General features: G+C 66.7%; 15 protein-coding genes and 2 rRNA genes. 15 read left to right on the top strand and 2 right to left on the bottom strand.

Features of this window, described 5'->3' with window-relative positions:
- From pheS to PU630_RS10490, 10 genes are all read left to right on the top strand, one after another.
- Complete coding sequence (gene pheS, locus PU630_RS10535; protein ID WP_275280078.1) at positions 1-1,050, top strand: phenylalanine--tRNA ligase subunit alpha; 1,050 nt, start codon at positions 1-3, stop codon at positions 1,048-1,050.
- The gene (pheT, locus tag PU630_RS10530) at positions 1,050-3,560 is read left to right on the top strand and encodes a phenylalanine--tRNA ligase subunit beta (RefSeq protein ID WP_275277025.1); all 2,511 of its coding nucleotides are present in this window, start codon (positions 1,050-1,052) and stop codon (positions 3,558-3,560) included. The genes pheS and pheT overlap by 1 nt, the downstream gene beginning before the upstream one ends.
- A gap of 27 nt (positions 3,561-3,587) precedes the next feature.
- Positions 3,588-4,328, top strand: coding sequence for a dienelactone hydrolase family protein (locus tag PU630_RS10525; protein WP_275277024.1), 741 nt, complete (start codon positions 3,588-3,590; stop codon positions 4,326-4,328).
- A 221-nt stretch (positions 4,329-4,549) separates the two neighbouring features.
- Positions 4,550-5,593: an N-acetyl-gamma-glutamyl-phosphate reductase gene (gene argC, locus PU630_RS10520; protein WP_275277023.1), complete on the top strand. Its 1,044-nt coding sequence runs from the start codon at positions 4,550-4,552 to the stop codon at positions 5,591-5,593.
- A complete protein-coding gene (gene argJ / locus PU630_RS10515; protein WP_275277022.1) occupies positions 5,590-6,747 on the top strand; it encodes a bifunctional glutamate N-acetyltransferase/amino-acid acetyltransferase ArgJ in 1,158 nt (385 codons plus the stop codon). Before argC ends, argJ begins: the two co-directional genes overlap by 4 nt.
- Positions 6,744-7,649: an acetylglutamate kinase gene (gene argB / locus PU630_RS10510; RefSeq protein WP_275277021.1), complete on the top strand. Its 906-nt coding sequence runs from the start codon at positions 6,744-6,746 to the stop codon at positions 7,647-7,649. Before argJ ends, argB begins: the two co-directional genes overlap by 4 nt.
- On the top strand, positions 7,646-8,839 hold the full coding sequence (locus tag PU630_RS10505; RefSeq protein WP_275277020.1) for an acetylornithine transaminase: 1,194 nt from the start codon (positions 7,646-7,648) through the stop codon (positions 8,837-8,839). Before argB ends, PU630_RS10505 begins: the two co-directional genes overlap by 4 nt.
- Entirely contained in the window at positions 8,836-9,783 is a 948-nt protein-coding gene (gene argF / locus PU630_RS10500; protein WP_275277019.1) for an ornithine carbamoyltransferase, read from the top strand. The genes PU630_RS10505 and argF overlap by 4 nt, the downstream gene beginning before the upstream one ends.
- Positions 9,780-11,201: an argininosuccinate lyase gene (gene argH, locus PU630_RS10495; RefSeq protein WP_275277018.1), complete on the top strand. Its 1,422-nt coding sequence runs from the start codon at positions 9,780-9,782 to the stop codon at positions 11,199-11,201. The genes argF and argH overlap by 4 nt, the downstream gene beginning before the upstream one ends.
- A gap of 113 nt (positions 11,202-11,314) precedes the next feature.
- Positions 11,315-11,968, top strand: coding sequence for a SatD family protein (locus PU630_RS10490; RefSeq protein ID WP_275277017.1), 654 nt, complete (start codon positions 11,315-11,317; stop codon positions 11,966-11,968).
- Positions 11,969-11,970: 2 nt separating this feature from the next.
- On the opposite strand, the gene PU630_RS10485 is transcribed toward PU630_RS10490, so the two are convergent.
- Positions 11,971-12,567 carry a hypothetical protein gene (locus PU630_RS10485; RefSeq protein WP_275277016.1) on the bottom strand — a complete coding sequence of 199 codons (597 nt, stop codon included), beginning with the start codon at positions 12,565-12,567 and terminating at the stop codon, positions 11,971-11,973.
- A 273-nt stretch (positions 12,568-12,840) separates the two neighbouring features.
- On the opposite strand from PU630_RS10485, the gene tyrS reads away from it, so the two are divergent.
- Genes tyrS through PU630_RS10470 form a run of 3 tightly spaced genes read left to right on the top strand, consistent with a single transcriptional unit; the run spans position 12,841 to position 15,573 of the window.
- Positions 12,841-14,145, top strand: coding sequence for a tyrosine--tRNA ligase (gene tyrS, locus PU630_RS10480; RefSeq protein ID WP_275277015.1), 1,305 nt, complete (start codon positions 12,841-12,843; stop codon positions 14,143-14,145).
- Positions 14,146-14,148: 3 nt separating this feature from the next.
- Complete coding sequence (locus PU630_RS10475) at positions 14,149-14,943, top strand: DUF4184 family protein (RefSeq protein ID WP_275277014.1); 795 nt, start codon at positions 14,149-14,151, stop codon at positions 14,941-14,943.
- Positions 14,944-14,952: 9 nt separating this feature from the next.
- A complete protein-coding gene (locus tag PU630_RS10470; protein WP_275277013.1) occupies positions 14,953-15,573 on the top strand; it encodes a UdgX family uracil-DNA binding protein in 621 nt (206 codons plus the stop codon).
- 20 nt (positions 15,574-15,593) lie between these two features.
- On the opposite strand, the gene PU630_RS10465 is transcribed toward PU630_RS10470, so the two are convergent.
- Positions 15,594-16,937, bottom strand: a complete 1,344-nt coding sequence (locus tag PU630_RS10465; protein WP_275277012.1) for a CoA transferase — start codon at positions 16,935-16,937, stop codon at positions 15,594-15,596.
- A 523-nt stretch (positions 16,938-17,460) separates the two neighbouring features.
- Here PU630_RS10465 and PU630_RS10460 point away from each other — a divergent pair.
- Together PU630_RS10460 and PU630_RS10455 are read left to right on the top strand one after the other, a co-directional pair.
- Positions 17,461-18,984 (top strand): 16S ribosomal RNA (locus PU630_RS10460).
- 382 nt (positions 18,985-19,366) lie between these two features.
- Positions 19,367-22,476, top strand: a 23S ribosomal RNA gene (locus tag PU630_RS10455).
- Together the 16S and 23S rRNA genes form the textbook arrangement of a ribosomal RNA operon.
- The last annotated feature ends 65 nt before the right edge of the window (positions 22,477-22,541 follow it).

Raw genomic sequence — 22,541 nt, 5'->3', positions numbered from 1 at the left:
ATTCTCGTGTCCGACGAGGTTTCTGAGATCACCCCTGAGGCGGTGGATGCCGCGGTCGAGGCCGCGCTGGCAGCCATCGCCGCCGCGACCGACACGGCCGCGCTGAAGGCCGCGCGCACCGCGCACTCCGCCGAGGCCTCGCCGCTGGCGAAGCTCAACGCACGCATGCGCGAGGTGCCCCCGGAACGCAAGGCCGAGTTCGGCAAGCTCGTCGGTCAAGCCCGAGGCCGGGTCAACCAGGCGTTCGTCGCCCGCGAGGGCGAGCTGGAGGCCGCCGAGACCGCGGCGCGCTTGGAGGCGGAGCGGGTGGATGTCACGGCGCTGCCGTCACGCGCGCGCGTCGGGGCGCGGCATCCCCTCACCCTCCTGCAGGAGCAGATCGGCGACATCTTCGTCGGCATGGGCTGGGAGGTCGCCGAGGGCCCCGAGCTCGAGCACGAGTGGTACAACTTCGACGCCCTCAACCTCGACCCCGACCACCCGGCCCGCCAGATGCAGGACACGTTCTACGTCGACCCGCCCGAGCGGCACCTGGTCATGCGCACGCAGACCAGCCCCGTGCAGATGCGCTCGATGCTCACCCGCGAACTGCCGATCTACATCGTCTCGCCGGGGCGCGTGTTCCGCACCGACGAGTACGACGCCACCCACCTGCCGGTCTTCACCCAGGTGGAGGGGCTCGTGGTCGACAAGGGCATCACGATGGCGCATCTGAAGGGCACACTCGATCACCTCGCGCGCCAGCTGTTCGGCGCAGAGGCCAAGACGCGCCTGCGGACCAACTACTTCCCGTTCACCGAGCCGTCCGCCGAGTTCGACCTGTGGCACCCCACCTTCAAGGGTGGCGCCCGCTGGATCGAGTGGGGCGGCTGCGGCATGGTCAACCCCAACGTGCTGCGCGCCGCCGGCATCGACCCCGAGGTCTACAGCGGCTTCGCGTTCGGCATCGGCGTCGAGCGTGCGCTCATGTTCCGCAGCGATGTGCAGGACATGCGCGAGATGGCCGAAGGCGATATCCGTTTCAGCGAGCAGTTCGGGATGGTGGTGTGATGCGCGTCCCGCTCTCGTGGCTGCGTGAATACGTCGATGTGGCGCCGGAGGCGACTGCGGAGGACGTCCTGGCGTCGCTGGTGTCGGTCGGCTTCGAAGAGGAGGACGTGCACCGCTTCGAGGTGTCGGGCCCGGTGGTGGTCGGGCAGGTGCTCGAGATGACCGGTGAGCCGCAGACCAACGGCAAGACCGTCAACTGGTGCCAGGTCGACGTCGGCGAGGCGAACGGCGGCGTACGCGGAATAGTGTGCGGTGCGCACAATTTCGGCGTCGGCGACAAGGTCGTGGTGACGCTGCCAGGCGCCGTGCTGCCCGGCCCGTTCCCGATCGCGGCGCGCAAGACCTACGGCCACGTCTCCGACGGCATGATCGCGTCGGCTCGCGAGCTCGGGCTCGGCGACGAGCACAGCGGCATCCTGCGGCTGGCCGACCTGGGCATCGACGCGCCGGTGGGCAGCGACGCCGTCAGCCTGCTCGGCCTCGACGACGTCGCCGCCGAGATCAATGTCACGCCCGACCGCGGCTACGCGCTGAGTCTGCGTGGCGTGGCGCGCGAGTATGCGCACGCCACCGGCAGCGCGTTCCGCGACCCGGGCGTGCGAGAGTGGGCGCAACTCGAACAGCCCGAGGGCGGCTTCTCGGTCGCCGTCGTCGACGACGCCCCGATCCGCGGCAACGTCGGCGCGACGGAGTTCGTCGCGCGCATCGTGCGGGGGGTGGATGCCTCATCCCCGACGCCCCCGTGGATGATCGCCCGTCTCGTGCTGGCCGGCATCCGCTCGATCTCGATCCTCGTCGACATCACGAACTACGTGATGCTCGAGCTCGGCAATCCCATCCACGGCTACGACCTCGACAAGCTGACCGAGGGCATCACCGTGCGTCGCGCGCGGCCGGGTGAGAAGCTCACCACCCTCGACGACCAGGTGCGCGCGCTGGACCCCGAAGACCTGCTCATCACCGACGGCTCGGGCCCCATCGGCCTGGCCGGCGTCATGGGCGGCGCCACCACCGAGATGGGATCCGAGACGACCAACGTCCTCATCGAGGCGGCCGTGTTCGACCCGGTGACCATCGCCCGCACCGCCCGGCGCCACAAGCTGCCCAGCGAGGCGTCACGGCGCTTCGAGCGCGGCGTCGATCCGCTCGTCCCGTTCATCGCTGCACGCCGCGTGGCCGACCTGATGGTGGAGCTGGCCGGCGGCACGCTCGACACCGAGACCGGCGGCGCGCTGTTCGCCTCCTACGAGCGTGAGGCGATCGCCCTGCCCAAGCCCTTCGCCCCGGCGCTGGTGGGGGTCGACTACGCGGATGACGAGACCGCCGAGGCCCTGACCACGATCGGCTGCGACGTCTTCGACGCGGGCGACCACTGGCTGGTCACCCCGCCGTCGTGGCGTCCGGACTTGACCGACAAGTGGACGCTGACCGAGGAGGTGGCCCGCATCGTCGGGCTGGACCGCGTGCCCTCGGTGCTGCCCACGCCTCCGTCGGGCCGCGGCTGGACGCCGAGCCAGAAGGGTCGGCGTCGCGTCGCGAATGCCCTGGCCGCGGCCGGTCTGGTCGAGACGCCGTCGTTCCCCTTCACGACCGCCGAGCAGAACGATCTGCACGGCTCGGCCACCGGCGAGCACCTGCCGAGCATCACGCTGGCCAACCCGCTCGACGGGCATGCGCCGTCCCTGCGCCGTTCGCTGGTGCCGGGGCTTCTGCAGGTTGCGCACCGCAATCTGTCCCGCGGGCTCACCGACCTCGCCCTGTTCGAACTCGGGTCGGTGTTCCTGCCCGAGCCGGGCGTGGAGTACGGCACCGACGAGGTGCCGCCGCCCGCGCAGCGCCCCGACGAGGCCACTCTCGCGGCGCTGGATGCAGCCCTGCCGTCCCAGCCCCGCCATGGTGCGGTCCTTCTGGCCGGCAATCGCATCGCTAAGCAGCCGGAGCAGCCGGCCGTGCCCATCGACCTCGCCGACGCGCTCGACGTCGTCAGGGTGATCGCTGCCGCGGCGGGAGTGGACCTCGAGGTCGCCCAGGGGGAGCGCGCGGCGCTGCACCCGGGCCGCACTGCGGTGCTGAGCGTCGCCGGCCGCGAGATCGGCTATGCGGGTGAGCTGCTGCCTCAGGTCGCCGCCGACGCCGACCTGAATGGGCGAGTGTATGTCGCCGAGCTCGACCTGGATGCGCTGCTGGGCGCGGCCGGCGAGCCGGTGGCCGCGGCATCCCTGTCCACGCAGACGGCGGCCACGCAGGACGTGTCGCTCGTCGTGCCGGTGGAGGTGCCGGCCGGCGCCGTGCGCCGTGCGCTCGAAGACGGCAGCGGCGCGCTGCTCGAATCGCTGCGCCTCGTCGACGACTACCGTGGGCAGGGCGTTCCCGAGGGAACGAAGAGCCTGACGTTCGCGCTGCTGTTCCGCGCCGTCGACCGGACGCTGACGGCGGCCGAGGCGACCGCGGCGAAACTGCAGGGCGTGGAGCGTGCGGCCGAGCGCTTCGGCGCGAAGATCCGCGACTGACCGCCGACGCCGCGCTAGCGTGAGAGTATGCCTGAGACGCTGATGCTCACCGTCCCCGACGGAACGACGTTCGACGCCCACGTGGCCCGCCCCGCGGGCGAGGCGCGCGGGGGGCTCGTCGTGATCCACGAGATCTGGGGGCTCACCGACCACATCCGCGCCGTCGCCGATCGGTTCGCCGGCGAGGGCTATGTGGTCATAGCGCCCGACATCCTGAGCCATGCCGGTGTTGCGCCGGCGATGGGGCAGGAACTGTTCGCGCTCATGAACTCCACCGACGAGGCCGCGCGCACCGCGGCGCAGCCGCGCATGCGCGAGGCGCTCGCCGGCGGTCGTGCCCCCGAGTACGCCGGGTGGGCGGTCGGCGCCCTCACGGCGGCGATCGATTGGCTCGACGAGCAGCCGGGCGTCGACGGACGCGTCGGGACGGTGGGCTTCTGCTTCGGCGGCACCTACGCGTTCCTTCTGGCGGCAGCCGACGACCGTGTTCGTGCCGCGGTGCCGTTCTACGGCACGGCACCCGACGAGAGCCGCATGCCGAGCATCCAGGGCGCGGTGCTGGCGCTGTACGGCGGCAAGGACGCGGCGCTGATGGACGCTCTGCCGACGGTGCGACGTGACATGACGGCCGCGGGCGTCGATTTCACCGCGGTCGTGTACGACCGCGCCGAACACGCGTTCTTCAACGACGCCGGCCTGCGGTACGACGCCGATGCGGCCGCCGACGCATGGGACCGCACGAACGCGTTCCTCGCGCTTCATCTGTGACACACGATTTGCGGATGCCGCGCCCCGGCGGCTATCGTCGGGCCATGCCTTCGGCCGCGAACCTCGAGCAGCTCCGTGTGAGCCTCGGTTGCGCGCGTCGACGTCTGGGCGACCGCCGACTCTAGGCGATGCTGCATTCCGTCCCTCGGGGCGGGAAGGGCGTCGCCGTCATCGGTCCGTGCCGGCTCAGCCCCGGCGATCCCAGAAACTAAGGTAGAAGAATGACCTATTCGGTCGCCGTCTCCGGCGCCTCCGGCTATGCGGGAGGAGAGATCCTCCGCATTCTCGCCGCACACCCCGACATCGACATCCGCACGGTCACCGCGCACTCGAATGCCGGGCAGCCGCTTGTAGCGCACCAGCCGCATCTGCGTTCGCTGTCGCATCTGACCCTGCAAGACACGACACCCGAGATCCTCGCCGGCCACGACATCGTCTTCCTCGCGCTGCCGCACGGACAGTCCGGCCAGTACACCGACGCGCTCACCGACGTCGGGCTGGTCATCGACGCCGGCGCCGACCACCGGCTCGTCTCGCACGCGGCGTGGGACGCGTTCTACGGCGGTGACTTCCACGAGCCGTGGGCGTACGGGGTTCCCGAACTGCCGACGGCGACCGGCAAACAGCGTGCGAACCTCGTGGGCGCGACCCGGATCGCGGCCCCCGGCTGCAACGCCTCGACCGTCGCGCTCTCGCTGGCGCCCGGCGTCGCCGCCGGCGTGATCGACGCGACCGACCTCGTCGCGGTGCTCGCGGTCGGGCCATCCGGCGCCGGCAAGAGTCTCAAACCGCATCTGCTGGGCAGTGAGATCCTCGGATCTGCGAGCCCGTACTCCGTCGGGAGCGTCCATCGGCACATCCCCGAAGTCGCCCAGGCTCTCCGGGCGGCGGGCGCCGCCGACGTGCACCTCTCCTTCACCCCGGTGATCGTGCCCATGGCCCGCGGCATCCTGGCCACCTGCTCGGCACGCATCGCCCCCGGCGTCACCGATGCCGACATCCGTGGCGCGTGGGAGCACGCGTATGCCGGCGAGACGTTCGTGCAGCTGCTGCCTGAGGGCGTGTATCCGCGCACGGCCGACGTCATCGGCGCGAACACGGCGCTGATGGGGCTGCACATCGACCGCGACGTGAACCGCGTCACCGTCGTCACCGCGGTCGACAATCTCGTCAAGGGCACGGCCGGTGCGGCCGTGCAGTCCATGAACATCGCGCTGGATCTCGACGAAGGCCGCGCCCTCACCGTGAACGGAGTCGCACCGTGACCGTCACCGCAGCGAAGGGGTTCGAGGCGGCCGGCGTCGCCGTGGGTCTCAAATCCACCGGCAGACCCGACGTGGCAGTCGTGGTCAACCGCGGCCCCGCCAAGGTCGGGGCGGCCGTCTTCACCAGCAACCGCGCCAAGGCGAATCCGATCCTCTGGTCGGAGCAGGCCGTCGGCGACGGCGTCGTCGAGGCGGTCGTGCTCAACTCGGGCGGAGCGAACTGCTTCACCGGCAGCTTCGGCTTCCAGACCACGCACCAGACCGCCGAGAAGGCGGCGGAGCTGCTCGGGGTGAGCGCGGGCGACATCCTCGTCTGCTCGACCGGGCTCATCGGCTTCGGTGACGAGGCCTTCCGCGCCAAGGTCCTCGACGGCGTCACGAAGGGCGTCGCGGCGCTCTCCGCCGACGGGGGCGAAGCCGCGGCATCCGCCATCATGACCACCGACACCGTGAGCAAGACCGCCGTGCGCACCCGCTCCGGGTGGACGATCGGCGGCATGGCGAAGGGAGCCGGGATGCTGGCGCCGGGCCTTGCCACGATGCTCGTCGTCATCACGACCGACGCGGCGATCGACGCCGCGCAGGCCGACGCCGCGCTGCGGGCAGCCACCGGGGTGAGCTTCGACCGGCTCGACTCCGACGGCTGCATGTCGACCAACGACCAGGTGACCCTGCTGGCATCGGGCGCCTCCGAGGTGACGCCCGATCTCGAGGCGTTCACCGCCGAGCTCACCGACCTCTGTCAAGAGCTCGCCCGCAAGCTGCAGGGCGATGCCGAGGGCGCCAGCCACGACATCACGATCGAGGTGCGGCACGCGGCATCCGAGTCCGACGCCGTCGAGGTGGGCCGCTCGGTGGCCCGCAACAACCTGTTCAAGGCGGCGATCTTCGGCAACGACCCGAACTGGGGTCGCGTGCTGGCGGCCATCGGTACCACTCGGGCCGATTTCGACCCCTACGACACCGACGTGTGGATGAACGGGGTCCGGGTGTGCACCGAGGGCGGGCCGGACGCGCCCCGTGACGACGTCGACCTGACACCGCGTGCCACCCACGTGGTCATCGATCTGAAGACCGGCGAGGCCACCGCGACGATCCTCACGAACGACCTCACGCACGACTACGTCCACGAGAACAGCGCGTACTCCTCATGAGCGAGATCGACCTGCAGCGCACCGACCCCGCGAAGGCCTCGGCCAAGGCGCTGACCCTCGTCGAGTCGCTTCCGTGGCTTCGGCGCTTCCGCGATCAGATCATCGTGATCAAGTACGGCGGAAACGCTATGGTCTCCGACGAGCTGCAAGAGGCGTTCGCCGCCGACATAGCGTACCTGCGCTACGTCGGCGTGCAGCCGGTGGTGGTGCACGGCGGCGGCCCACAGATCTCGTCGATGCTCGACCGACTTGCGATCCCCAGTGAGTTCAAGGGCGGCTACCGGGTCACCTCGACCGAGGCCATCTCGGTCGTGCGCATGGTGCTGACCGGTCAGATCAACCCGCAGCTGGTCGCGAAGATCAACGCCCACGGACCGATCGCCACCGGGCTGTCGGGCGAAGACGCGGGGCTTTTCGGCGGCCGCCGCCGCGGCGTCGTCATCGACGGTGTCGAGCATGACCTCGGCCGGGTGGGCGACGTCGTGCAGGTCGATCCGCAGCCCATCCTCGACCACCTCGCCGCCGGCCGCATCCCCGTCGTCTCATCGATCGCGCCCGATCTCGACAATCCGGGGCACTCGTTGAACGTGAACGCGGATGCCGCGGCCGCCGCACTCGCTACAGCGCTGAACGCCACGAAGCTCGTGGTCCTCACCGACGTGCCGGGCCTGTACGCCGACTGGCCGAACCGCGACTCGCTCGTCTCGCACCTGACCGCGACCGAGCTGCGCGAGATGATGCCGCGACTGGAATCAGGCATGATCCCCAAGATGCGCGCATGCCTCGACGCGGTCGAGTCCGGCGTCGACACGGCGGCCATCATCGACGGACGCGTGCCGCACTCGGTGCTCGTCGAACTCTTCACCCAGCACGGCATCGGAACGGAGGTGGTCGCGCAATGACCACATGGCAGGATGAAGCCTCCCGCGATCTGCTCAACCTCGGCGGACGGCTCGCGCTGCTCGTCCGCGGCGAGGGCTCGCACGTATGGGACGCCGACGGCACCCGCTACCTCGACTTCCTCGGCGGCATCGCGGTGAACGCACTCGGTCACGCGCACCCGGTGTTCGTCGACGCCGTCTCACGACAGGCCGCGACGCTGGCGCACGTGTCGAACTACTTCGCCACGCCGCAGCAGCTCGAGCTGGCCGCACGCCTCAAGCGCCTGGCGGGCACCGGCGAGCGTGGGCACGTGTTCTTCGCGAACTCCGGATCCGAAGCCAACGAGACTGCGATCAAGCTCGCGCGGCTGCACGCGCACAAGACCGGCAAGCGCACGATCGTGAGCCTGAACGGCGCCTTCCACGGGCGGACAATGGGGTCTCTGTCGCTCACGCCCAAGCCCCTCTACCAGGACCCGTTCCAGCCGCTGCTGCCCGACGTGGCGCACATCGATCCGACGATCGAGGCGCTCGAGGCCGGCATCGACGACACCGTCGCCGCCCTCGTCGTCGAGCCCGTCCAAGGCGAGGCGGGCGTCGTGCCGTTGCCGGACGGCTTCCTCAAACGCGCACGGGAGCTCACGACCGCGCACGGCGCACTGCTCATCGTCGATGAGGTGCAGACCGGCGTCGGGCGCACGGGGGAGTGGTTCGCGTTCCAGCGGGAGGGCATCGTGCCCGATGCTATGAGCCTGGCCAAGGGCATCGCCGCCGGCTTCCCGCTCGGGGCACTGGTGACCTTCGGCGACCATGATCTCTTCTTCCCGGGCACGCACAACTCGACGTTCGGTGGCAATCCGCTGGCCACCGCTGTGGGCAGCGCCGTGCTCGCCGAGATCGAAGACACCGGCCTGCTGCAGAACGTCACCGACCGCGGCGCCCAGCTGCGTGCCGCTGTCGAGGGTCTGCCGCTGGTCACCGGCACTCGCGGTGCGGGTCTGCTGATCGGGATGACCCTGTCGGCGCCCGTCGCCGGCGAGGTGCGGGATGCCGCCCAGCGCCGCGGCCTGATCGTCAATGCGCCGACGGCCGATGTGATCCGCATCGCGCCCGCGTACACGATCGGCGATGCCGAGGTCGATGAATTCACCACCCTGTTCTCCGCCGCTCTCTCCGAGGTCGCGGCATCCGACATGAAGGACAACGCATGACCCGCCACCTGCTCCGTGACGACGACCTGACCTCGGCCGAACAGGCCGAGATCCTCGATCTCGCGATCGAGCTGAAGAAGGACCGCTGGGCGAACAAGGCGCTGTCGGGTCCGCAGACCGTCGCGGTGATCTTCGACAAGTCGTCGACCCGCACCCGCGTCTCGTTCGCGGTGGGCATCGCTGACCTGGGCGGCTCGCCGCTGATCATCTCCACGGCCAACAGCCAGCTGGGCGGCAAGGAGACGCCGTCTGACACGGCACGGGTGCTCGAGCGCCAGGTGGCCGCGATCGTGTGGCGCACGTACGCGCAGGCCGGGCTCGAAGAGATGGCGCGTGACACCCGCGTTCCCGTCGTCAACGCACTGAGCGACGACTTCCACCCGTGCCAGCTGCTGGCCGATCTGCTCACCATCCGCGAGCACAAGGGGAGTCTTGAGGGCCTCACCCTCGCCTTCTTCGGCGACGGTACATCGAACATGGGGCACTCCTACGTGCTGGCCTGCGTGACCGCCGGCATGCACGTGCGCGTCGCATCCCCCGAGGCCTACGCGCCCCGCGAAGACGTCGTGGCCGACGCCGACCGCCGCGCCGCCGAGACGGGCGGCTCGGTGACGCTGTACACCGACCCCAACGAGGCCGCCGCCGGTGCCGACATCATCGTCACCGACACCTGGGTCTCGATGGGCAAGGAGGAGGAGAAGCTCGAGCGCATCCGCGACCTGGGCGGCTACAAAGTCACCACGGAGCTGATGGGGCTCGCGAAGGACGACGCGATCTTCATCCACTGTCTGCCGGCCGACCGCGGCTACGAGGTCGACGCCGAGGTCATCGACGGCCCGCAGTCGGTCGTGTGGGACGAAGCCGAGAACCGCCTGCACGCGCAGAAGGCCATGCTCGTGTGGCTGCTGCGCCAGAACGGCACCTCGCGGGAGGACGCGGCATGAGCGAGCACGGCACGAACGAGGGTGCTCTGTGGGGCGCCCGGTTCGCCTCCGGTCCCTCCCCAGAGCTCGCGGCGCTGAGCAAGTCCACGCACTTCGACTGGGCGCTCGCGCCCTATGACATCGCCGGGTCGCGCGCCCACGCGGTGGCGCTGCACGCCGCAGGCTACCTCGACGACACGCAGCTGAGCGGTATGCGTGACGCCCTCGACCGGCTCGAGGCCGACGTCGCCTCCGGCGCGTTCGTCGCCGCTGACAGCGATGAGGACGTGCACGGCGCACTCGAGCGCGGACTCATCGAACGCGCCGGTGCCGACCTGGGCGGGCGTCTGCGCGCCGGTCGCAGCCGCAACGACCAGATCGCCACCCTCGTGCGGCTGTATCTTCTGGACCATGCGAAGAGCGTGGCCCACGGCATCCTGCGCCTGATCGACGCGATAGTGTCGCAGGCCGAGGCGAATCCCGAGACGATCATGCCGGGACGCACGCATCTGCAGCACGCGCAGCCGATCCTGCTCGCGCATCACCTGCAGGCCCACGGCTGGCCCCTCGTGCGTGACCTGGAGCGCCTGCGCGACTGGGCGGCGCGTGCGCGCGTGAGCCCATACGGTGGGGGAGCGCTCGCCGGCTCCAGCCTGGGGCTCGACCCTGCTCTCGTCGCCCGTGAGCTGGGCCTGGACCGCCCGTCCGAGAACTCGCTCGACGGCACGGCCGCCCGCGACGTGGTCGCGGAGTTCGCGTTCATCGCCGCGCAGATCGGCATCGACCTCTCCCGCTTCGCCGAGGACGTCATCCTCTGGAACACGCGCGAGTTCGGCTTCGTGACCCTCGATGACGGCTACTCGACGGGCTCGAGCATCATGCCGCAGAAGAAGAACCCCGACATCGCGGAGCTCGCGCGTGGCAAAGCCGGCCGCCTCGTCGGCAATCTCACGGGCCTCCTCACCACACTCAAGGGGCTGCCCATCGCGTACAACCGCGACCTGCAGGAAGACAAAGAGCCCGTCTTCGACTCGGTCGACACCCTGGAGCTGCTGCTCCCGGCATTCGCGGGCATGGTCGCCACGATGCGATTCGACACGGAGCGAATGGCGCAGCTGGCGCCCGAGGGATTCTCGCTTGCGACCGACGTCGCCGATTGGCTCGTTCGCCAGGGCGTGCCCTTCCGCGATGCACACGAGATCTCCGGCGCCTTGGTGCGCGCCTGCGAGCAGCGGGGACTCGAGCTGCAGGGCGCCTCGAACGAGCTTCTCGCCGAGGTCTCGTCTCATCTGACCCCGGCCGTGCGCGACGTCCTCACGATCGAAGGCTCCGTCGGCAGTCGCGACGGCGTCGGCGGCACGGCCCCCGCGCGCGTGGCCGAACAGCGTGCCGAGCTGGTGGCACGGGCGCAGGGTGCGGCGCACACGCTGGGTCTGTGATCCGCCTGCTGATGTGAGTGAAGGGTCGCACGACGGCGGCGTGACCGGCTTATGGTTCGCGTTTGATAAGCCGAAAGCTCATTATCGCCCAATATAAGTGATACGCTCATTGCATGGCTGTCGCAGTGATCGTGGACATCGTCGGCTCCCGACGCATCGCCGACCGTACTTCGGCGCAGCGAACGATTGACGGTGTTCTGCAGAGGCTCACCGAGGACGGGCCGCCGGTCGACGTGCCGCTGCACCCCATCGTCGGCGATGAGATGCAGGGCGTCTATCCACACCGGGATGCCGCATTGCTGGCGACCCTGCTGTTCCAGCTCGCACTGCCCGACGGTATCGAGTGCCGGTTCGGCGTCGGTCTGGGCGAGGCGGGAGAGATTCCATCCGCGTCCGGAGGTATCTCCGAGGGGACCGCCTGGTGGGCCGCCCGGGCCGCGATCGAAGACGTCGAGGCTCTCGCAGCGAGCGCCGTTGCATCGGCACGCACGCAGGTGGCGCGCTGGTCATCTGACGCGGTCTCGTCCGGTGCCGCGTCAGAAGACGGTGACGATCTGCGAGTGGTCAACGCCTATCTTCTCGCCCGCGATCACCTGGTCGCCCAGATGAGCGAGCGCTCGCGGCGGCTCACCTATGGCCGCTGCGTCGGCGCCACCCAGCGTGCACTCGCCGCAGCCGAAGGGATCACGCAGTCCGCGGTGTCGCAGGCGCTGGCGTCGTCAGGGGCGAATGCCGTGGTGGAGGGCTTTCGGCTGCTGCGGGGCTGAGCTCACCACACGGCAAGGCGCAGCAGCGCGCCGACCGCGCATGCCCAGACGAGACTGGCGAGGGTGCCGATGATGAAGCGCTCCCGCGTCTCGGGCTCACCCAGCTCGGAGAACCGGCCGATGCCCTTGATCGCCACGACGACGGCGATGGCTTCGGGATATCCGACGACGATGGAGATCACTGCGGCGAGTCGCTCGAGATATCCGATCACCGTGCCCCCGCGCATCAGAGTGCGCGGGGCTTCGGGCGCGGCATCCTTCTCCTGCGCCACCACCACGATCCCGCCGTCTTCCGTCTCACGCACGCGCGCGCCCGCGGCGATCTCCAACAGGCGCCGAGCCACCGGGTTGCCGCCGATGACGGCGACGGCGATGCCCAGGGCGGTGAGGATGACGCCCATGATCGCGGGGACGTTCACCGGGGCGAGGGCGACGATGACCAGCGCGATGACGACGAGGATGCCCGCGACCAGAAGGGCGGTGGTGGATGGATGCCGCAGGGAGACCACGATCAGCACGAGCGCCGCACAGAGCGCGAGGAACAGGAAGATCGACAGCGCCGCGGTCAGCAGCACATCCGCACCGGGGAAGAACTCCATGCCCGCCAGTCTGGCATGACGTGTCTGTCGGGCAGGGGTGACGCCGCCGACCCGGGGGATGGCCGGCGGCGCAAAGGGCGTACCCGGGGTCGCCCGATACGGCGACGCACCGCGGGTAGGATGCCCCGACTGCCGACGGGGCCCGAGATGGGGGAGGAGCTCCGTCGGTGACCTCAGTCTAACACATGTGGTCAGACCACACTGGCCGACGCCGCCTGATCGGTGTTCGCTCGCGGCGAAGTCAGAGAGAACGTCGCTGATACTCTGAACGGCGTGTCAACACCCGCTCTGAGCGCCCTCGCTCCCGCCAACGACCAGACGTTCGAGAACGTCTGGGACGAACTGGTGTGGCGCGGGCTGGTGCATGTCTCCACCGACCAAGAGGCGCTGCGCGCCGTGCTGGGCGGAGACCCGATCACCTATTACTGCGGGTTCGATCCGACCGCGCCCAGCCTGCACCTCGGCAACCTCGTGCAGCTGCTTCTCCTGCGCCGCCTGCAGTTGGCAGGGCACAAGCCGCTCGGGCTCGTCGGCGGCTCGACCGGACTGATCGGCGACCCGCGTCCGACGGCTGAGCGCACCCTGAACACACGCGAGACCGTCCAGGAATGGGTGGAGAAGCTGCGCGTCCAGGTGGAGCGATACCTCAACTTCGAGGGCGAGAACGCCGCGCGCCTGGTGAACAACCTCGACTGGACGGCGCCCTTGTCGGCGATCGATTTCCTGCGCGAGATCGGCAAGCACTACCGCGTCGGCACGATGCTCAAGAAGGACGCGGTCAGCGCCCGGCTGAACTCCGAGGCGGGCATCAGCTACACCGAGTTCAGCTACCAGATCCTTCAGGGGCTCGACTACCTCGAGCTGTTCCGGCAGTACGACTGTGTGCTGCAGACCGGGGGTTCCGATCAATGGGGCAATCTCACCAGCGGCGTGGACCTCATCCATCGGGTGGAGGGGGCGTCGGTGCATGCCATCGGCACGCCGCTGATCACCAACAGCGACGGCACGAAGTTCGGCAAGAGCGAGGGCAATGCGATCTGGCTCGATGCCGAGATGTGCAGCCCGTACCGGATGTACCAGTTCTGGCTGAACACCGATGACGCCGACGTGGTCGACCGGCTGAAAGTCTTCACGTTCCTCACCCGGGGCGAGATCGAGGAGTACGCGCGCCTCGTCGAGGCCGAGCCGTTCCGGCGCGCGGCGCAGAAGCGGCTGGCAGCGGAGGTCGTCACGACCGTGCACGGGCTGGATGCCGCGACCGCCGTGGCGGCGGCCTCCGAGGCACTGTTCGGCAAGGGCGATCTGACCACGCTCGACCCGCGCGTGCTGCGCAGCGCCCTGGAGGAGCTGCCGCACACCGAGGCCTCGATCGAGACCACCGTCGTCCAGGCGCTCGTCGACACCGAGCTCGTCGCGAGCCTGAGCGAAGCGCGGCGCGCCATCGCACAGGGCGGTGTCTCGATGGACGGCGCACGTGTCGAAGACGAGGGGGCACTGATCACCGGAGCCCTTCCCGGGCGGGTGTCGGTGCTGCGACGCGGAAAGAAGACGCTGGCCGGGGTGTTCGTCACGGCCTGAGCTATGCCGTTCACGCCCAGCCACGCGATCGTCGCGCTCCCGTTCACGCGGACGCCGCTGGCGCCCGCTGCGGTCGCGGTGGGCGCCATGACGCCGGACCTGCCGCTGTTCCTGCGTGGCACGGCGGTCGACTACGGGTGGACGCATGATCCCGCCTGGTTGCCGGTGACGGTCCTGCTGGCGGCGGTGCTCCTGCTGGTGTGGCGGTGCATCTTGCGCCCTGCGGCCCGTGAGCTCGTGCCGGCGTTCGTCGCGTGCCGGCTTCCGGCCCAGTGGGATGCCGGCGCTGCCGATGCCGCGCGCGAGACGTTCTCACGTCGTGGCGTGCGGAGGGCATCGGCCACCAGCATCCTGCTCCTGGTCGCGGCTCTCGCGATCGGCGTCGCCTCGCACCTGGCCTGGGATGCTTTCAGCCATGAAGGCAGGCTCGGCGTGGAGCTGGTGCCCGCGCTCAACGCGAGCTGGGGGTCGCTACCGGGGTACAAGTGGATCCAGCATGGCTCGAGCATCATCGGCCTCGTTGTGCTGGCGGTGTGGGCTGCGCTCTGGTGGCGACGGACGCCGCCGCGGCCGCTGCGTCGAATGACGGCGGAGTGGATGCCGTGGGCCTGGCTCGCCGCGTTGCCGCTCGCACTCGTCGCGGCGTGGTTCATCGGGCTGGCCGTGTACGGGCCGCTCACGCCGACATTCACAACGGCGCACCTCGCGTACCGTGTGCTGCCTCCGGCCTGCGCGATCTGGGGAGTTCTCACGCTCCTGGCGTGCGGGGCGGTTCAGTTGCGACGTCGAGCGTTCTAGACTCGCCGCATGGATGACCCGGACCGCCCGGGGGCGGGGGCATGGCTGCCGGCGACGGACGACATCGAAGGGCTTTGCGAGGCGGCCCAGAGCTGTCGGGGCTGTGAGCTCTGGCGCGAAGCGACGCAGACGGTGTTCGGTGACGGATCCGCGCCGGCGGAGCTCATGCTCGTGGGCGAACAGCCCGGCGACCGTGAAGATCTCGCGGGCGAGCCGTTCGTCGGGCCGGCCGGTCATGTGCTCCATGACGCGTTGGAGGCCGCGGGGATTCGGCCGGACAGCGTCTACACGACCAATGCGGTCAAGCATTTCCGCTTCGAGCAGCGGGGAAAGCGCCGCATCCATCAGAGCCCCCAGGTCGCGCATATCCGAGCCTGTCACCCGTGGCTGGAGGCGGAGGTGGGCGCTGTGGACCCGCGAACCATCGTCTGTCTCGGTGCGACCGCTGCGCGTGCCGTGCTGGGGCGGACAGTGCGCATCGGACAGGAGCGGGGCCGCATGCAAGAGGCCGAGGGCCGGCGGGTCATGGTCACGGCGCATCCCTCGGCGATCCTGCGCGTCCGCGACGAGCGCGAGCGCGCGAGTGCCTTCGACGCGCTCGTCGCAGACCTCCGGGCCGCGGTCGCCTGAACTCCGCAGGTCGCCTCAACTCAGGCGGACCACTCCGCACGGTCGCCGCCCCAGGGGCGCGGCGCGCGAAACCGACTCGGTCCGCCCGGGTATGCGATGGCGGGTGCCGCGGTCGTGATGCGTCGTCCGTCGACCTCGAACGTCTGCGAGTGTCGTTCCCACGAGGGCGCTTGGGCGGCGCGAACCGTGGGGGAGTGCGGCAGGCCGAGGAGTTCCGCCGCGATACGGCGCAGTGATGTCGAGACGAGCCATGACCCGCCTTCCGCGCTGCGCCGTGCCAGGGCCGTCATCACGCCCGCGGCGAGAAGGTAGCCCGTCGTGTGGTCGAGCGCCTGGACCGGCAGGGTGCCCGGCGCCTCGGGCGTGCCCTCGACGAGTGCGATGCCGCTCGCAGGCTGGACAAGACTGTCGAACCCGCGCCGATCGGGATCGCTCCAGGCCGAGTGCTGCGCGACGATGAGCCCGGGTCGCTGCCGGGCGAGGGCGTGCGGAGTGATTCCGAGCCGCGTGAGACCCGAGGGACGGTAGCCCAGTGCGACGACGTCGGCGTCGGCGAGGAGTTCGTCGAACCGGCGCAGCCCCTCGGGAGAAGCGAGGTCGAGGAGCGCCGACCGCTTGCCGTGGCCGGTGTCGAAGTGCTGCGGCTCGAGCTCGGGCAGGTGCGGTGGGTCGATCCGCAGGACGTCGGCGCCGAGAAACGCGAGGGTGCGTGTGCCGACGGGGCCGGCGATCACCCGCGTGAGATCGAGGACGCGCACCCCGCGCAGGGGAGCGTGGGCAGACCGGCCCGGCAGCGGCCTCGGCTCGGCATCGGCGAGATGACGCAGCTCGATGACGGGGGCGGAGCGCAGCCGCTCGTCCTCTCGAGGATTCTCGGTCCGCACGGGTACGCACAGAGCGCCCGCGCGACGCGCGAGCTCGACGGCCTGGTCGGTGGGAAGAGCGATGAGGCGCTCGGCGAACTGCTCGCGCGTCGCCGTCTCGCTCAGGCCGAACCCGAGCCGGAGCGCCGCGCTGTGGTGCGGATAGTTCGCATGTGTGCGCACCCAGCCGTCAACGGTGCGGAAGAAGCCCGACATCGGCGAGAACATGGCGGGCTCGACCCCGTCGATCTCGACGCGGCTGCGATAGGCGACCGCGACACGATCGGGGTCCACCGTGTGGACCGCCCTGCCGGTGAGGCTCGCAGCGGCGCAAGACGCGGCGGCGACGGCGCTCCAGGCGAGGGCCGGAACGTCGGTGTGCGCGGGAAGGGGGACGGGATGCCGCGGGCCGACCGCGCCGGAGAGCTCGGATTCAGGCCGTTCCAGTGCGTTCCAGATACCGCGCAGAAGCCTGCCCGGTGCGGTCTCCGATGGCGGCATGAACCGATGCTACTCCGTGGCCGCGGAACGGATTTGCCGCGTGATCAGCCCGACACGCCCGGGGTGCAGCCGCGATTGGCTGGAACCGCCGATCGGTGCGTAAAGTATTACTTGTTCGCCCCAAAGGGAAGAGCGAAGCGGCCGAAAGGCCTCCGCCCCTCAAGCAGCGAACCACCTCCCATCCATTGATCCACGGTTTCAGAGCCGTCGGGTTGGTGATACGATGGGAACTCCCGATCGAGAGATCGGCGTGTCGAAGAGACAAGCCGCTCGGATCGGGTATGATTGTGAAGTTGCCCTGTGCGATGGTCTTGGTTGGCCGGGTTGTGGGTGCGTCCGATCCTTGAGAACTCAACAGCGTGCACTTGTCAAATGCCAAATTATCCTCGTCTGCCGGCCTTTTGGTTGGTGGTTGAGAATTCCTTTGGATCAATTTTATGGATGTCAGTGACATTCGTTTTTGGTCATGATTGAACTCGCTGCGATGTCTGCCGTTTTCCCGGTGGTGTTGTGGCTTTCGTTTTTTACGGAGAGTTTGATCCTGGCTCAGGATGAACGCTGGCGGCGTGCTTAACACATGCAAGTCGAACGATGAAGCCCAGCTTGCTGGGTGGATTAGTGGCGAACGGGTGAGTAACACGTGAGCAACCTGCCCTGGACTCTGGGATAAGCGCTGGAAACGGCGTCTAATACTGGATATGAGGCGTGGCCGCATGGTCTGCGTCTGGAAAGATTTTTCGGTTTGGGATGGGCTCGCGGCCTATCAGCTTGTTGGTGAGGTAATGGCTCACCAAGGCGTCGACGGGTAGCCGGCCTGAGAGGGTGACCGGCCACACTGGGACTGAGACACGGCCCAGACTCCTACGGGAGGCAGCAGTGGGGAATATTGCACAATGGGCGCAAGCCTGATGCAGCAACGCCGCGTGGGGGACGACGGCCTTCGGGTTGTAAACCTCTTTTGGCAGGGAAGAAGCCTTCGGGTGACGGTACCTGCAGAAAAAGCACCGGCTAACTACGTGCCAGCAGCCGCGGTAATACGTAGGGTGCAAGCGTTATCCGGAATTATTGGGCGTAAAGAGCTCGTAGGCGGTTTGTCGCGTCTGCTGTGAAATCCCGGGGCTCAACCTCGGGCGTGCAGTGGGTACGGGCAGACTAGAGTGCGGTAGGGGAGATTGGAATTCCTGGTGTAGCGGTGGAATGCGCAGATATCAGGAGGAACACCGATGGCGAAGGCAGATCTCTGGGCCGTAACTGACGCTGAGGAGCGAAAGGGTGGGGAGCAAACAGGCTTAGATACCCTGGTAGTCCACCCCGTAAACGGTGGGAACTAGTTGTGGGGTCCTTTCCACGGATTCCGTGACGCAGCTAACGCATTAAGTTCCCCGCCTGGGGAGTACGGCCGCAAGGCTAAAACTCAAAGGAATTGACGGGGACCCGCACAAGCGGCGGAGCATGCGGATTAATTCGATGCAACGCGAAGAACCTTACCAAGGCTTGACATACACCGGAAACGGCCAGAGATGGTCGCCCCCTTGTGGTCGGTGTACAGGTGGTGCATGGTTGTCGTCAGCTCGTGTCGTGAGATGTTGGGTTAAGTCCCGCAACGAGCGCAACCCTCGTTCTCTGTTGCCAGCACGTAATGGTGGGAACTCAGGGGATACTGCCGGGGTCAACTCGGAGGAAGGTGGGGATGACGTCAAATCATCATGCCCCTTATGTCTTGGGCTTCACGCATGCTACAATGGCCGGTACAAAGGGCTGCGATACCGCGAGGTGGAGCGAATCCCAAAAAGCCGGTCCCAGTTCGGATCGTAGTCTGCAACTCGACTACGTGAAGTCGGAGTCGCTAGTAATCGCAGATCAGCAACGCTGCGGTGAATACGTTCCCGGGTCTTGTACACACCGCCCGTCAAGTCATGAAAGTCGGTAACACCTGAAGCCGGTGGCCCAACCCTTGTGGAGGGAGCCGTCGAAGGTGGGATCGGTAATTAGGACTAAGTCGTAACAAGGTAGCCGTACCGGAAGGTGCGGCTGGATCACCTCCTTTCTAAGGAGCAACTGAGTGTCCCGCTTCGGTGGGGTGCTCCAGTACCCGGTTCCACACCGAATGTGTGTGGTCGGGGCTCATGGGTGGAACATTTGACATGACACCAGCGCGGCTGGTTTCTGTGAGTACGTCACATCTTCGGGTGTGGGAGGAAAGCGGGGATCGGGGAGCGGGGTGTCTGCACGCTGTTGGGTCCTGAGGGACCGGGCCCGCCGCTTTTGGTGGCGTGTTCTTCCTCTGGACTTGTTCTGGTCTTCCCCGGTTGGGGCAGGTCAGGCGGGTACCGCCCGTACGTTGAGAACTACACAGTGGACGCGAGCATCTTAAAGAATAGATGATTTTTTCGGCTCACAGCTTTTTGTTGTGGGTCGTGCTCATGTGATTTCAAGTCTTTAAGAGCAAACGGTGGATGCCTTGGCATCTGGAGCCGAAGAAGGACGTGGCAATCTGCGATAAGCCTCGGGGAACTGGTAAGCGAGTTTTGATCCGAGGATTTCCGAATGGGGAAACCCCGCCAGGCGGCGTGCCGACCTGGTGACTCCCGCCTGAATGTATAGGGCGGGTAGAGGGAACGTGGGGAAGTGAAACATCTCAGTACCCACAGGAAGAGAAAACAACAGTGATTCCGTGAGTAGTGGCGAGCGAAACCGGAAGAGGCTAAACCTAGTGTGTGTGATAGCCGGCGGGCGTTGCATGCTGGGGGTTGTGGGACTTTCTTGACTGTTCTGCCGGACAGTCGGCGTGACAAGAGCGTATAGGCGAATCGTCTGGAAAGGCGGGCCGTAGCAGGTGAGAGCCCTGTAGCTGAAATGCGTGTTCTTGGCGTGGAGAGTATCCCGAGTAGCACGGGGCCCGAGAAATCCCGTGTGAATCTGTCAGGACCACCTGATAAGCCTGAATACTCCCAGATGACCGATAGCGGACAAGTACCGTGAGGGAAAGGTGAAAAGTACCCCGGGAGGGGAGTGAAATAGTACCTGAAACCGTTTGCTTACAAACCGTTGGAGCCTCCTTAGCAGGGGTGACAGCGTGCCTTTTGAAGAATGAGCCTGCGAGTTAGTGATACGTGGCGAGGTTAACCCGGGTGGGGAAGCCGTAGCGAAAGCGAGTCTGAACAGGGCGTTCAGTCGCGTGTCCTAGACCCGAAGCGAAGTGATCTATCCATGGCCAGGCTGAAGCGACGGTAAGACGTCGTGGAGGGCCGAACCCACTTAGGTTGAAAACTGAGGGGATGAGCTGTGGATAGGGGTGAAAGGCCAATCAAACTTCGTGATAGCTGGTTCTCTCCGAAATGCATTTAGGTGCAGCGTTGCGTGTTTCTTGCCGGAGGTAGAGCTACTGGATGGCCGATGGGCCCGACCAGGTTACTGACGTCAGCCAAACTCCGAATGCCGGTAAGTGAGAGCGCAGCAGTGAGACGGTGGGGGATAAGCTTCATCGTCGAGAGGGAAACAACCCAGACCACCATCTAAGGTCCCTAAGCGCGTGCTAAGTGGGAAAGGATGTGGAGTTGCCTTGACAACCAGGAGGTTGGCTTAGAAGCAGCCACCCTTGAAAGAGTGCGTAATAGCTCACTGGTCAAGTGATTCCGCGCCGACAATGTAACGGGGCTCAAGCACGCCACCGAAGATGTGGCATTCGCACTTTCGACAGGCCTTCGTGGTCCAGTCGTGTGGATGGGTAGGAGAGCGTCGTGTGCCGGGTGAAGCGGCGGGGTGACCCAGCCGTGGACGGCACACGAGTGAGAATGCAGGCATGAGTAGCGAAAGACGTGTGAGAAACACGTCCTCCGGAAGACCAAGGGTTCCAGGGTCAAGCTCATCTTCCCTGGGTAAGTCGGGACCTAAGGCGAGGCCGACAGGCGTAGTCGATGGACAACGGGTTGATATTCCCGTACCGGCGAAGAACCGCCCCAGTCAATCCAGTGGTGCTAAGAGTCCTAGCCAGGACGTGCCGGATCCCTTCGGGGTGATGGTGTTCTGGTGAACGCTCGACCCCATGCTGGTGCGGCTAGCGTATTAACAGGTGTGACGCAGGAAGGTAGCCCATGCCAGGCGATGGTTGTCCTGGTGCAAGTGCGTAGCCCGACTCCTAGGCAAATCCGGGAGTCATGAAGGGTGAGACACGATGCGGATGAAAAGTGGGTGATCCTCTGCTGCCAAGAAAAGCATCGACGCGAGGTTCTAGCCGCCCGTACCCCAAACCGACTCAGGTGGTCAGGTAGAGAATACCAAGGAGATCGAGAGAATCGTGGTTAAGGAACTCGGCAAAATACCCCCGTAACTTCGGGAGAAGGGGGGCCATCCACTTATTAGGTTTTACACCGAAAGGGTGTGGTGGCCGCAGAGACCAGTGGGTAGCGACTGTTTACTAAAAACACAGGTCCGTGCCAAGTCGCAAGACGATGTATACGGACTGACGCCTGCCCGGTGCTGGAAGGTTAAGAGGAGCGGTCAGCCTTACGGCGAAGCTGCGAATTTAAGCCCCAGTAAACGGCGGTGGTAACTATAACCATCCTAAGGTAGCGAAATTCCTTGTCGGGTAAGTTCCGACCTGCACGAATGGCGTAACGACTTCCCAACTGTCTCAACCACGAACTCGGCGAAATTGCATTACGAGTAAAGATGCTCGTTACGCGCAGCAGGACGGAAAGACCCCGTGACCTTTACTACAGCTTGGTATTGGTATTCGGTGTGGCTTGTGTAGGATAGGTGGGAGACTGTGAAGCATTCACGCCAGTGAGTGTGGAGTCATTGTTGAAATACCACTCTGGTCACTCTGGATGTCTAACTTCGGACCGTGATCCGGTTCAGGGACAGTGCCTGGTGGGTAGTTTAACTGGGGCGGTTGCCTCCTAAAGAGTAACGGAGGCGCCCAAAGGTTCCCTCAACCTGGTTGGCAATCAGGTGGCGAGTGTAAGTGCACAAGGGAGCTTGACTGTGAGACTGACAGGTCGAGCAGGGACGAAAGTCGGGACTAGTGATCCGGCAGTGGCTTGTGGAAGCGCTGTCGCTCAACGGATAAAAGGTACCTCGGGGATAACAGGCTGATCTTGCCCAAGAGTCCATATCGACGGCATGGTTTGGCACCTCGATGTCGGCTCGTCGCATCCTGGGGCTGGAGTAGGTCCCAAGGGTTGGGCTGTTCGCCCATTAAAGCGGTACGCGAGCTGGGTTTAGAACGTCGTGAGACAGTTCGGTCCCTATCCGCTGCGCGCGTAGGAAGTTTGAGAGGATCTGACCCTAGTACGAGAGGACCGGGTTGGACGAACCTCTGGTGTGTCAGTTGTTCCGCCAGGAGCACCGCTGATTAGCTACGTTCGGGATGGATAACCGCTGAAAGCATCTAAGCGGGAAGCCGGCCTCGAGATGAGACTTCCATGGGCTTCGTGCCCGAGAGGCTCCCAGCTAGACTACTGGGTTGATAGGCCGGATGTGGAAGCACGGTAACGTGTGGAGCTGACCGGTACTAATAAGCCGATGACTTGATAACACTTTCATCGATCCTGCGATGATGTTTGCGTCCACTTTGTGGTTCTCGATGTGCGGTCGAGAACA

It is taken from the genome of Microbacterium horticulturae (assembly GCF_029094505.1).
GTDB classification, from domain to species: Bacteria; Actinomycetota; Actinomycetes; order Actinomycetales; family Microbacteriaceae; genus Microbacterium; species Microbacterium horticulturae.
The sequence above is the reverse complement of the archived record's forward strand: the minus strand, read 5'-3'. Positions and strand labels throughout refer to the sequence as shown.

Bases quoted from the DNA above. Each gene is read 5' to 3' on its own strand.
- pheT (WP_275277025.1), top strand. From the start codon at position 1,050: ATGCGCGTCCCGCTCTCGTGGCTGCGTGAATACGTCGATGTGGCGCCG.
- PU630_RS10525 (WP_275277024.1), top strand. From the start codon at position 3,588: ATGCCTGAGACGCTGATGCTCACCGTCCCCGACGGAACGACGTTCGAC.
- argC (WP_275277023.1), top strand. From the start codon at position 4,550: ATGACCTATTCGGTCGCCGTCTCCGGCGCCTCCGGCTATGCGGGAGGA.
- argB (WP_275277021.1), top strand. From the start codon at position 6,744: ATGAGCGAGATCGACCTGCAGCGCACCGACCCCGCGAAGGCCTCGGCC.
- PU630_RS10505 (WP_275277020.1), top strand. From the start codon at position 7,646: ATGACCACATGGCAGGATGAAGCCTCCCGCGATCTGCTCAACCTCGGC.
- argF (WP_275277019.1), top strand. From the start codon at position 8,836: ATGACCCGCCACCTGCTCCGTGACGACGACCTGACCTCGGCCGAACAG.
- argH (WP_275277018.1), top strand. From the start codon at position 9,780: ATGAGCGAGCACGGCACGAACGAGGGTGCTCTGTGGGGCGCCCGGTTC.
- PU630_RS10490 (WP_275277017.1), top strand. From the start codon at position 11,315: ATGGCTGTCGCAGTGATCGTGGACATCGTCGGCTCCCGACGCATCGCC.
- PU630_RS10485 (WP_275277016.1), bottom strand. From the start codon at position 12,567: ATGGAGTTCTTCCCCGGTGCGGATGTGCTGCTGACCGCGGCGCTGTCG.
- PU630_RS10475 (WP_275277014.1), top strand. From the start codon at position 14,149: ATGCCGTTCACGCCCAGCCACGCGATCGTCGCGCTCCCGTTCACGCGG.
- PU630_RS10470 (WP_275277013.1), top strand. From the start codon at position 14,953: ATGGATGACCCGGACCGCCCGGGGGCGGGGGCATGGCTGCCGGCGACG.
- PU630_RS10465 (WP_275277012.1), bottom strand. From the start codon at position 16,937: ATGCCGCCATCGGAGACCGCACCGGGCAGGCTTCTGCGCGGTATCTGG.